Here is an 11,026-nt window from a genome sequence, read left to right on the forward strand (position 1 = left end):
GCCCGGCCCTCACATCCCCAGCTGCGACAACTGGAGCCGCTCCACCGCCTCCTCGTCGCCTTCCAGTCCCACCGTCGTCGCCGACTGCCGCCCGAACGCGAAGAGCAGCAGCTCGCCCGGCTCCCCGGTCACCGTCACCACCGGGGTGCCCTTCCGCGCCACCGCGGTCCGCCCGTCCGGGCGGCGCAGCACCAGTCCCACCGGGGAGCGGTGCCCCAGCATCCGGGCGGTCCGCTCCATCCGCGACCACAGCAGGTCCGCGAAGACCGGGTCCAGCTCCCGCCGCGACCAGTCGGGCTGCGCCCGGCGGACGTCCTCGGCGTGCACGTAGAACTCCACCGTGTTGGCCGCCTCGTCCACCTGCTTCAGGGCGAACGGGGAGAAACGCGGCGGACCCGTGCGGATGAGCTGGATCAGCTCCTCGTACGGCTTCTCCGCGTACTCCTGCCGCACCCGCTCCATACGGCTCTTCAGCGGCCCCACCACGATCCCGGCCGCCGCGTCCGCCCGGCGCTCGCGCACCACCACGTGCGCGGCCAGGTCGCGGGTCAGCCAGCCCTCGCACAGGGTCGGTGCCCCGGGGCCCGCCGCCTCCAACAGGTCGGCGAGCAGAAGACGTTCACGCTTCGCATGGGTCGACATGCAAGCCAGCCTACGACCGCGGCACGGGGTCCGCCCAGTGGACCGGGCGCCGTCCGGCACCGGTACGCGCGGCACAATGGGGCGCATGAGCAGCACGCCCCCGCCCGGTACGCCCGGTACCCCGCCCGCAGGAAACCTCGATCCCGCCGTGGCCGCGCGCCTCAAGCGCGGCGCGGACGGGCTCGTTCCCGCCATCGCCCAGCAGTACGACACCGGTGAGGTGCTCATGCTCGGCTGGATGGACGACGAGGCCCTGCACCGCACCCTGACCACCGGCCGCTGCACCTACTGGTCCCGCAGCCGCCAGGAGTACTGGGTCAAGGGCGACACCTCCGGCCACACCCAGCGCGTCGTCTCCGTCGCCCTCGACTGCGACGCCGACACCGTCCTCGTCAAGGTCGACCAGACGGGCGCCGCCTGCCACACCGGTGCGCGCACCTGCTTCGACCGCGACGTCCTGCTTGACACCGACACCCCGTGAGGCCGGCCGACATGGATCTCGACACCTTCCGCAAGCTGGCCGTGGACCGCCGCGTCATCCCCGTCGTCCGACGGCTCCTCGCGGACGGCGACACCCCGGTCGGCCTCTACCGGAAACTCGCCGCCGAGCGCCCCGGCACCTTCCTGCTGGAATCCGCGGAGAACGGCCGCACCTGGTCGCGGTACTCCTTCATCGGCGTCCGCAGCCACGCCACGCTCACCGCCCGCGACGGCCAGGCCCACTGGATCGGCACCCCGCCCGTCGGCGTCCCCCTGGACGGCGACCCGCTCCAGGCGCTCCGCGCCACCACCGAAGCGCTGCACACCCCCCGCGACCTCGCGGGCACCGAGGGCCTGCCGCCCTTCACCGGCGGCATGGTCGGCTACCTCGGCTACGACATCGTGCGCCGCCTGGAACGCATCGGCGACCACGGCGGCGACGACCTCGGCCTCCCCGAGCTCACCATGATGCTCACCTCCGACCTCGCCGTCCTCGACCACTGGGACGGCACCGTCCTGCTGATCGCCAACGCGATCAACCACAACGACCTGGAGAGCGGCGTCGAGGAGGCGTACGACGACGCCGTCGCCCGGCTCGACGCCATGGAACGCGACCTGCGCCGCCCCGTCGAGAACGCCCCCGCCGTGCTGCCCCCCTCCGAGCTGCCGCCGTACACCGCCCTCTGGGGCGGCCCGGCCTACCAGAGGGCCGTCGAGGACATCAAGGAGCGCATCCGGGCCGGCGAGGCCTTCCAGGTCGTGCCCTCCCAGCGGTTCGAGACGCCCTGCACCGCGAGCGCGCTCGACGTCTACCGGGTGCTGCGGGCCACCAACCCGTCCCCGTACATGTACCTCTTCCGGTTCGACGGCTTCGACGTCGTCGGCTCCAGCCCCGAGGCCCTCGTCAAGGTCGAGGACGGCCGCGCGATGGTCCACCCCATCGCCGGCACCCGGCACCGGGGCGCCACCCCGCAGGAGGACCAGGCCCTCGCCGAGGAGCTCCTCGCCGACCCCAAGGAGCGCGCCGAGCACCTCATGCTCGTCGACCTCGGCCGCAACGACCTCGGACGCGTCTGCGAACCCGGCAGCGTGGAAGTGGTCGACTTCATGTCCGTCGAGAAGTACTCCCACGTGATGCACATCGTCTCGACCGTCACCGGCCGTGTCGCCGAGGACCGCACCGCCTTCGACGTCCTCACCGCCTGCTTCCCCGCCGGCACCCTCTCGGGAGCGCCCAAGCCGCGCGCCATGCAGATCATCGAGGAGCTCGAACCCAACCGCAGGGGGCTGTACGGAGGCTGCGTCGGCTACCTCGACTTCGCCGGCGACTCCGACACCGCCATCGCCATCCGCACCGCCCTGCTCCGCGACGGCACCGCCTACGTCCAGGCCGGAGCCGGTGTGGTCGCCGACTCCGACCCGGTGGCCGAGGACAACGAGTGCCGCAACAAGGCGGCCGCCGTGCTCCGCGCCGTCCACACCGCCAACCGGCTCCGCGACCACGGAGCGCCCCTCGGGTGACCCCCGGCGGAGCGGGGGCCGACCAGGGGGCACCCGACGGCCTCCGGGGCGGTAGGGGATAGTGGAAGGCGTGAGCGCCGTCCCCGTACCCCAGCCCCGTGCCCGTACCACCGCGTCCGACGCCCCCGGCAGCCGCCGGAGCCTGGCCCTCGGGCTGCTCCTCGGCGCGGTCGGGGCCGCCGTCGTCCTGCTCGCCTCCGGGCAGACCTGGGCCCGGGGCGAGGCGGCCATCGCCGGCGGCAGCCTCCCGCTGACCGCCGACGGCCAGGACGTCACCGGCGTCCCCGCCGCGCTGGCGATCGTCGGGCTCGCCGCGCTCGTCGCGGTCTTCGCCGTCCGGGGCACCGGGCGCTACGTCGTCGCCGGGCTGCTGGCCGTCAGCGGCCTCGGCGCGGGCCTCAGCTCCTGGATCGGAGCCTCGGACAGCGCCGCCCTGGACGAGAAGGCCGCCGCGACCACCGGCGACGCCGCCTCCACCATCGACGCCCTCAGCCACACCGCGTGGCCCTTCGTCACCGCCCTGGGCGGCCTGTTCATCCTGGTCGCCGGGGTGCTCGCGCTGCGCTTCGGGAGCCGCTGGCCCACCATGTCCGGCCGGTACGAACGCGACGGCACCCCCAGCCCCCGCAAGGCCCCCGCGACCCCCCGGGACCCCGACCGGCCCGAGGAGCTGTGGAAGGCGCTGGACCGGGGCGAGGACCCGACCGGCTAGCGCACCGCCCGGTCCGCCGCCCGGAAGCCCCGGACACGACGGGGAACACCGGCACCCCCAGCTCACGTCCCGCCTCCGCGTACGGGACAATGGGGGCGGGCCTCATCACCGCAAGCCCCGGTACACACCGCGCAACACCAACGAGGAGCAACTCATGGCGGGCAGCAGCCACGGACACACCCCGGCCGCCTGGACCGGTGTCATCATCTCGTTCATCGGCTTCTGCGTCGCAGGCGTCTTCATGGTCGCGGCCAACCCGGCCGGATTCTGGGCCGGCATCGGCGTGACCCTCCTGGGCGCCGTCGTGGGCCTGGCGATGAAGATGGCCGGACTCGGCATGCCGAAGGAGAGCCCGGAGTACGCCGCCGCCCGCGCCCGCGCCGGCGAGGCCCAGCTCAGCCACTGACGCCGCCCCCCGGAGCAGGGACCCCGCCCGTACGGGCAGCGGTCCCGCCCCGACAGGAGCGGCCACGCGACACGCGAAGAGGCGCAGCCCGTCCCGGGCTGCGCCTCTTCGCGTACCGGGGGCACAATCGTGCGGGTGGACGCCTCTTCCCTCCCCGCCGCGACCCCGCCGCCCCCGGGCAGCGGGGCCCCCGCCGGGCACGTTCCGGCCGGGCCGGACCCGTACGCGCTCCCTTCCCCGGACGCCGGGGCCCCCGCCGGGCACGGTCCCGTCGGGCCGGGCCCGTACGCGCCCCCGCCCCCGTACGCCCGGCGCCGCCCGGCGCACGGCCTGCGGCGGTTCGCGGCGCCGGCCGCCACCCTGGCCGCCGTCGCCGGCGCCTTCGGGTACGTCGCCGGCGTCGACCCCAACGAACCCGGCCACTACCCGGTCTGCCCGCTCTTCCGGCTGACCGGCCTGCTCTGCCCCGGCTGCGGCGGACTGCGCAGCGCCCACGCCTTCGCCACCGGCGACTTCGCGACCGCCCTCGGCGACAACGCCCTCGCCGTCACCGGCTACGTGCTCTTCGCCGCCTTCTGGTCGCTCTGGATCGTGCGCACCGCCCGCCGGCAGCCCCTGCGGACGAGCGTCCCGCCCCGCTGGTGGTGGGGGATCGGCGCGGTCGTGGTGGTCTTCAGCGTCGTACGGAACCTCCCGTTCGGCGCCGCGCTGGCCCCCTGAACGACCACCTGCTGGGACGCCGACCGGCCGGATGCGAGCCCGCCGCCCTCCTGCGGATACCATCGAGAGGGTTGATCCTGCTCCATCATTCGTTCGTTCCGGAAGGGGGCCGCTCGCGTGAGTGTGCTCGACGAGATCATTGACGGCGTCCGTGCGGACCTTGCGGAGCGGCAGGCGCGCGTCAGCCTCGACGAGCTCAAGGACCGCGCGGCACGCGCCCCCCGGGCCAAGGACGGAGTCGCCGCACTGCGCGGCGAGGGCGTCAACGTCATCTGCGAGGTCAAGCGCTCCAGCCCCTCCAAGGGAGCCCTGGCGGCCATCGCCGACCCGGCCGCGCTCGCCGCGGACTACGAGGCCGGCGGCGCTTCCGTCATCTCCGTCCTCACCGAGCAGCGCCGCTTCGGCGGCTCGCTCGCGGACCTGGAAGCCGTCCGCGCCAAGGTCGACATCCCCATCCTGCGCAAGGACTTCATCGTCACCTCCTACCAGCTGTGGGAGGCCCGCGCCTACGGCGCCGACCTCGCCCTGCTGATCGTCGCCGCCCTCGACCAGGAGGCCCTCGTCTCCCTGATCGAGCGGGCCGAGTCCATCGGCCTCACCCCGCTCGTCGAGGCCCACGACGAGGAGGAGGCCGAGCGCGCGGTCGCCGCCGGCGCCCGCATCGTCGGCGTCAACGCCCGCAACCTCAAGGACCTCAAGGTCGACCGCTCCACCTTCGAGCGGGTCGCCCCCGAGATCCCCGACCACATCGTCAAGGTCGCCGAATCCGGCGTCCGGGGCCCGCACGACCTGATCGCGTACGCCAACGCCGGCGCGGACGCCGTGCTCGTCGGCGAGTCGCTCGTCACCGGCCGCGACCCGCGCGCCGCCGTCGCCGACCTGGTCGCCGCCGGCACCCACCCCGCGCTCCGGCACGGACGGGGCTGAACCCCCGCCGTGACCGTCTCCGTGCCGCCGGGGCCCCCGCGCTCCGCACCGCCGTCCCCGCAGGGCACCCGCCCCGCCGGGGCGCCGGTGCGTGAGCCGCGCGCGCTCCCGGCGCACGGCGGCGGCCGGCCCCCGCTCCTCCCGCTCGACCACCCGCAGCCCCGCCGCTGCGCCCCGCCGTTCTGGCACCGGGGCTGCCGCGCGCCCGCCCGCCGGGTGCACGGCCGCCGGGTCCGCTACGTCATCGGCGACGAGCCGGGACAGGTCAACGGCATGCGATGGCGCACCGGCTGAGCGCCGCAGCGAGCCCGGCCGGCCGCGTCCCGCGCACCCACCCGTAAGGGTCCGTGCCGCGTCGACGCATCGCGCCGTACCCGCCCCGACCGAATCCGGTCGCGGCGGTCTTCCGCTCCGCCCCGGCGCATCCGGTGAACCCACCCGTTGCCATCTCCAGGAGCATGTCGGATGTCCTCTGACTTCTTCGTTCCGGACCCCGAGGGTCTGATCCCCAGCGCCGAAGGCTACTTCGGCGCCTACGGCGGCAAGTTCATCCCGGAGGCGCTCGTCGCCGCCGTGGACGAGGTCGCCGTCGAGTACGACAAGGCCAAGGCCGACCCCGCCTTCGCCGCCGAGCTCAACGAGCTCATGGTCAACTACACCGGCCGCCCCAGCGCCCTGACCGAGGTCTCCCGCTTCGCCGAGCACGCGGGCGGCGCCCGCGTCTTCCTGAAGCGCGAGGACCTCAACCACACCGGCTCGCACAAGATCAACAACGTGCTGGGCCAGGCGCTCCTCACCAAGCGCATGGGCAAGACCCGGGTCATCGCCGAGACCGGAGCCGGTCAGCACGGCGTCGCCACCGCGACCGCCTGCGCGCTGTTCGGCCTGGAGTGCACCATCTACATGGGCGAGATCGACACCGAGCGCCAGGCGCTCAACGTCGCCCGCATGCGGATGCTCGGTGCCGAGGTCATCGCCGTGAAGTCCGGCTCCCGCACCCTCAAGGACGCCATCAACGAGGCGTTCCGCGACTGGGTCGCCAACGTGGACCACACCCACTACCTCTTCGGTACGGTCGCGGGACCGCACCCCTTCCCGGCCATGGTCCGCGACTTCCACCGGGTCATCGGGGTGGAGGCCCGCCGCCAGATCCTGGAGCGCGCCGGCCGGCTGCCGGACGCCGCCATCGCCTGCGTCGGCGGCGGCTCCAACGCCATCGGCCTCTTCCACGCCTTCCTCCAGGACGACTCCGTCCGCCTCATCGGCTGCGAGCCCGCCGGGCACGGCGTCGAGACCGGCGAGCACGCGGCGACCCTGACCGCCGGCGAACCCGGCATCCTGCACGGCTCGCGCAGCTACGTCCTCCAGGACGACGAGGGCCAGATCACCGAGCCGTACTCCATCTCGGCCGGCCTGGACTACCCGGGCATCGGCCCGGAGCACTCGTACCTCAAGGACGTCGGCCGCGGCGAGTACATCGCGGTGACCGACGCCGCCGCGATGTCGGCCCTGCGGCTGCTCTCGCGCACCGAGGGCATCATCCCGGCCATCGAGAGCGCCCACGCGCTCGCCGGTGCCCTGGAGATCGGCAAGCAGCTGGGTGAGGAGGGGCTGATCGTCATCAACCTCTCCGGGCGCGGCGACAAGGACATGGACACGGCGGCCCGCTACTTCGGGCTGTACGACACGGACGCGGCCGTCGAGGCGGACGCGGCCGGCACCGGCGCGGAGATCGAGGGGGACGTCAAGTGAGCGGCACCACCGGCACCACCGGCCACACCGGCACCATCGAACTGCTGAACACCACCCTCGCCGCCGCGAAGGCCGAGAACCGCGCGGCCCTCATCGCCTACCTCCCGGCCGGCTTCCCGACCGTGGACGGCGGCATCGAGGCCGTCAAGGCCGCCGTCGCGGGCGGCGCGGACGTCGTCGAGGTGGGCCTGCCGCACAGCGACCCGGTCCTCGACGGCCCGGTCATCCAGACCGCCGACGACATCGCGCTGCGCGGCGGCGTACGCATCGCCGACGTGATGCGCACGGTCCGCGAGGCGTACGAGGCGACCGGCGCCCCGATCCTCGTGATGACCTACTGGAATCCCATCGACCGCTACGGCATCGAGCGGTTCACCGCCGAGCTGGCCGCGGCGGGCGGCGCCGGCTGCATCCTGCCCGACCTGCCGGTCCAGGAGTCGGCGGTGTGGCGCGAGAACGCCGAGAAGCACGGCCTCGCCACCGTCTTCGTCGTCGCCCCCAGCAGCCGCGACGAGCGCCTCGCCACCATCACGGCGGCCGGCTCCGGCTTCGTCTACGCCGCCTCCCTCATGGGCGTCACCGGCACCCGCGCGTCCGTCGGCGACCAGGCCCAGAACCTGGTGGCCCGCACCCGCGCCACCACCTCGCTCCCGGTCTGCGTCGGCCTCGGCGTCTCCAACGCGGCGCAGGCCGCCGAGGTCGCCGGGTTCGCGGACGGCGTCATCGTCGGATCGGCCTTCGTCAAGGCCATCCTGGACGCCCCCGACGCCGCTGCCGGAACGGCCGCGGTGAAGGCGCTCGCGGGCGAACTCGCCGAGGGTGTTCGAAAGCGCTGACGCATGACGTCACCCGTACGGGTGGAGTGGGACCGGGGAGGCACGCGAGTGCCTCCCCGGTTCGTTGCTGCGGGTGTGAGCGAGAACCATGAAGGAAGAAGGGCCGCGCGTGACCGGCTCGTCCAGCAGCGTGAGCAGGAGAAGGCGCGCGAGCGCCGCCGCCGCACCCTGATCGTCGCGGGCGCGGTGGTCGGTGTGCTGGCGCTGGCCGCCGTGATCGGCCTGATCGCGGCCAACGCCGGGGACGACGACGACAGCACCGCGGCCCCCGTCGTCGCCCCCTCCGGAGCCACCGGCAAGGACGACCTCGCCATCCCGGTGGGAGCGAGCGACGCCCCGTCCACGCTCACCATCTGGGAGGACTTCCGCTGCCCCGTCTGCGCCCAGTTCGAGAGCGCGTTCCGCGCCACGATCGGCGAGCTCACGGACAGCGGACAGCTCAGGGTGGAGTACCACCTGGCCACGATCATCGACGGCAACATGGGCGGCACGGGCTCGGTGCGCGCCGCGAACGCCGCCGCCTGCGCCCAGGACGCGGGCAAGTTCAAGGCGTACCACGACGTCCTCTACAGCAACCAGCCCGCCGAGACCGACGACGCCTTCGGCAAGGACAGCACCCTGATCGACCTCTCCAAGAAGGTCCCCGGCCTCGACACCCCGACCTTCCGCAGCTGTGTGGAGGACGGCAAGCACAACGCCTGGGTCGCGAAGTCGAACGCCGCGTTCAGCGAAGGCGGCTTCCAGGGCACCCCGACCGCCCTGCTGAACGGCGAGTCCATCTTCCCGAAGAAGGGCGACGAGCAGATCTCGGTCGCCAACCTCAAGAAGTGGGTGGAAGAGGCGAACAAGGGCAAGCCGGCCGGCACCCTCACTCCGACACCCCCGGCCTCCTGATCACGGTGGAGCGGAGGACGGTGGATTCCAGCCCTGTTACCCAGACGTTGCCGGGCGACGTGCCGCCCGCGCGGCCCGGCAGGGTAGCGTCGGTTCCGTCATGAACCTTGCCTTCATTCCCAGCCCGTCGACCGGCGTGATCGATCTCGGCCCGATCCCGCTCCGCGGCTACGCGTTCTGCATCATCATCGGTGTCTTCGTCGCCGTCTGGTTCGGCAACAAGCGCTGGATCGCCCGGGGCGGCAGAGCCGGCACCGTGGCCGACATCGCCGTCTGGGCGGTGCCCTTCGGCCTCGTGGGCGGCCGGCTCTACCACGTCATCACCGACTACGAGCTGTATTTCGGTGACGGCCAGAACTGGGTGGACGCCTTCAAGGTGTGGGAGGGCGGCCTCGGTATCTGGGGCGCCATCTCCCTCGGCGCGGTCGGTGCCTGGATCGGCTGCCGCCGCCGGGGCATCCCGCTGCCCGCCTGGGCCGACGCCCTCGCCCCCGGCATCGCCTTCGCCCAGGCCATCGGGCGCTGGGGCAACTGGTTCAACCAGGAGCTCTACGGCCGCAAGACCGACCTGCCGTGGGGCCTGAAGATCAGCGAGGCCCCGAACCGGGTCGCCGGCACCTACCACCCGACGTTCCTCTACGAGTCGCTCTGGTGCGTCGGTGTCGCCCTCCTGGTCATCTGGGCGGACCGCCGCTTCCGCCTCGGACACGGCCGGGCCTTCGCCCTGTACGTCGCCGCGTACTGCACCGGCCGGGCCTGGATCGAGTACATGCGGGTCGACGAGGCCCACCACGTGCTCGGCCTGCGGCTGAACGTGTGGACCGCGATCATCGTCTTCCTGCTGGCCGTCACCTACCTGGTGATCTCGGCCAAGGTGCGTCCCGGCCGCGAGGAGATCGTGGAACCCCGGGCGGCGGACGAGGACGGCGACGCGGACGCGGGCACCGGAACCGAAGCCGCCACCGACGCGGAGCCGGACGCGAAGGCCGACGGCACGACCGACGCGACCGATACCACCAAGGCCGACCTGGTGAAGGCCGATACGACGAAGGCCGACGCGACGGAGGCCGACCGGGCGGACGAGCCCGTCGTGACCGACGCCGCGGACGAGCCGGAGACCGACGGCGCCGCCCGTACCGCCGGTACGAGCTGAGCCCCAGGACACCACGAGGCCGCCGCACCCCCACCGGGTGCGGCGGCCTTCCTCGTGTCCGGGCCCGTGTCCGGGTCCGTGTCCGGGCGGCGGGAACGTCAGCCGACCGGTGCCCCCGCCGCCCCGGCCGTACGCCGCCCGAGGGCCAGGGTGCGGTGCGCGGCGGCGGCGACCGCCGCGTCCACGAACCGGCCGTCCGGCAGCGCCAGCGCGCCCGCGTCCGTACGGGCCGCCGCCACGATCTCCTCGGCGGCCTCCAGCTCCTGGTCGGTCGGCCGGAAGGCCCGCTCGATCACCGGCAGCTGGCGCGGGTGGATCGCCGCCCGCCCCAGCATCCCCAGTGCCCGCCCCCGGCCGCACGAGGCCCAGAGCCCGTCCAGGTCGCGCACGTCGGGGAAGACCGACTGCGTCGGCGGCTCCAGCCCGGCCGCCCGCGCCGCCACCACGATCCGGCTGCGCGACCAGTCGAGCCCGACGTCGTCCCGTACGCCCAGATCGGCGCGGAGGTCCGACTCCCCGAGCGCGATGCCCCGCACGTCGTGGTGGGCCGTCGCGATCGAGTAGGCGTGCTCGATCGCGAGCGCCGATTCGAGCAGCGGATAGAGCGGAACACCCGGGGCGAGCGCCGCCACATGGTGCACCGACGCCGCGTGCGTGACCTTGGGGAGCCGTATGCCGGAGAGCCCCGGCAGCCCCGCGAGCGCCCGCACGTCGTCCTCCCCGTGCACCCGCACATGGACAGGCACGGCGTCCTCGGCGCAGGTCACCGGATCGGTGAGCAGCTCGGCGGTCGCCGACCGGGCGTACTCCTTGCGGCCCGGGGCGACCGCGTCCTCCAGGTCAACGATCACCACGTCCGCCCCCGCGCCCAGCGCCTTGAGCACCACCTCCGGCCGGTCCCCGGGAACGTACAGCCAGGTCAGCGGCACCGGAGACGTGTCGTACGCGCCGTTGGAGGAGGTGTCGCCCGGCGCGAGGGACGC

General features: G+C 73.8%; 13 protein-coding genes. 11 read left to right on the forward strand and 2 right to left on the reverse strand.

What is annotated here, in order from left to right:
- Nucleotides 1–9 precede the first annotated feature (9 nt).
- Nucleotides 10–642 carry a TIGR03085 family metal-binding protein gene (locus ACWCWD_RS05575; RefSeq protein WP_450770494.1) on the reverse strand — a complete coding sequence of 211 codons (633 nt, stop codon included), beginning with the start codon at nucleotides 640–642 and terminating at the stop codon, nucleotides 10–12.
- Between the two features lie 85 nt (nucleotides 643–727).
- Here ACWCWD_RS05575 and hisI point away from each other — a divergent pair, with 85 nt between their 5' ends.
- From hisI to lgt, 11 genes are all read left to right on the forward strand, one after another.
- A complete protein-coding gene (hisI, locus tag ACWCWD_RS05580; protein ID WP_450770496.1) occupies nucleotides 728–1,123 on the forward strand; it encodes a phosphoribosyl-AMP cyclohydrolase in 396 nt (131 codons plus the stop codon).
- Between the two features lie 11 nt (nucleotides 1,124–1,134).
- Nucleotides 1,135–2,643 carry an anthranilate synthase component I gene (locus ACWCWD_RS05585; RefSeq protein WP_450770498.1) on the forward strand — a complete coding sequence of 503 codons (1,509 nt, stop codon included), beginning with the start codon at nucleotides 1,135–1,137 and terminating at the stop codon, nucleotides 2,641–2,643.
- A gap of 61 nt (nucleotides 2,644–2,704) precedes the next feature.
- Nucleotides 2,705–3,355, forward strand: coding sequence for a TIGR02234 family membrane protein (locus ACWCWD_RS05590; protein WP_450770499.1), 651 nt, complete (start codon nucleotides 2,705–2,707; stop codon nucleotides 3,353–3,355).
- A 154-nt stretch (nucleotides 3,356–3,509) separates the two neighbouring features.
- Nucleotides 3,510–3,761, forward strand: coding sequence for an HGxxPAAW family protein (locus tag ACWCWD_RS05595; RefSeq protein ID WP_450770500.1), 252 nt, complete (start codon nucleotides 3,510–3,512; stop codon nucleotides 3,759–3,761).
- Between the two features lie 135 nt (nucleotides 3,762–3,896).
- Complete coding sequence (locus ACWCWD_RS05600; protein WP_450770502.1) at nucleotides 3,897–4,481, forward strand: DUF2752 domain-containing protein; 585 nt, start codon at nucleotides 3,897–3,899, stop codon at nucleotides 4,479–4,481.
- A gap of 117 nt (nucleotides 4,482–4,598) precedes the next feature.
- Nucleotides 4,599–5,408 (forward strand): indole-3-glycerol phosphate synthase TrpC, encoded by an 810-nt coding sequence (gene trpC, locus ACWCWD_RS05605; protein ID WP_450770504.1) that lies wholly within the window; start codon nucleotides 4,599–4,601, stop codon nucleotides 5,406–5,408.
- Between the two features lie 9 nt (nucleotides 5,409–5,417).
- The gene (gene trpM, locus ACWCWD_RS05610; RefSeq protein WP_450770506.1) at nucleotides 5,418–5,702 is read left to right on the forward strand and encodes a tryptophan biosynthesis modulator TrpM; all 285 of its coding nucleotides are present in this window, start codon (nucleotides 5,418–5,420) and stop codon (nucleotides 5,700–5,702) included.
- 171 nt (nucleotides 5,703–5,873) lie between these two features.
- Nucleotides 5,874–7,160 (forward strand): tryptophan synthase subunit beta, encoded by a 1,287-nt coding sequence (gene trpB, locus ACWCWD_RS05615; RefSeq protein ID WP_450770508.1) that lies wholly within the window; start codon nucleotides 5,874–5,876, stop codon nucleotides 7,158–7,160.
- Entirely contained in the window at nucleotides 7,157–7,996 is an 840-nt protein-coding gene (gene trpA / locus ACWCWD_RS05620) for a tryptophan synthase subunit alpha (RefSeq protein WP_450770510.1), read from the forward strand. The genes trpB and trpA overlap by 4 nt, the downstream gene beginning before the upstream one ends.
- A gap of 75 nt (nucleotides 7,997–8,071) precedes the next feature.
- Entirely contained in the window at nucleotides 8,072–8,890 is an 819-nt protein-coding gene (locus ACWCWD_RS05625; protein WP_450770512.1) for a DsbA family protein, read from the forward strand.
- A 100-nt stretch (nucleotides 8,891–8,990) separates the two neighbouring features.
- Nucleotides 8,991–10,043 carry a prolipoprotein diacylglyceryl transferase gene (gene lgt, locus ACWCWD_RS05630; protein ID WP_450770513.1) on the forward strand — a complete coding sequence of 351 codons (1,053 nt, stop codon included), beginning with the start codon at nucleotides 8,991–8,993 and terminating at the stop codon, nucleotides 10,041–10,043.
- 98 nt (nucleotides 10,044–10,141) lie between these two features.
- Here lgt and ACWCWD_RS05635 read toward each other — a convergent pair whose 3' ends face one another.
- Nucleotides 10,142–10,972, reverse strand: coding sequence for an HpcH/HpaI aldolase/citrate lyase family protein (locus ACWCWD_RS05635; RefSeq protein ID WP_450770998.1), 831 nt, complete (start codon nucleotides 10,970–10,972; stop codon nucleotides 10,142–10,144).
- Nucleotides 10,973–11,026: the final 54 nt, after the last annotated feature.

Source organism: Streptomyces sp. NPDC001493, from assembly GCF_053597235.1.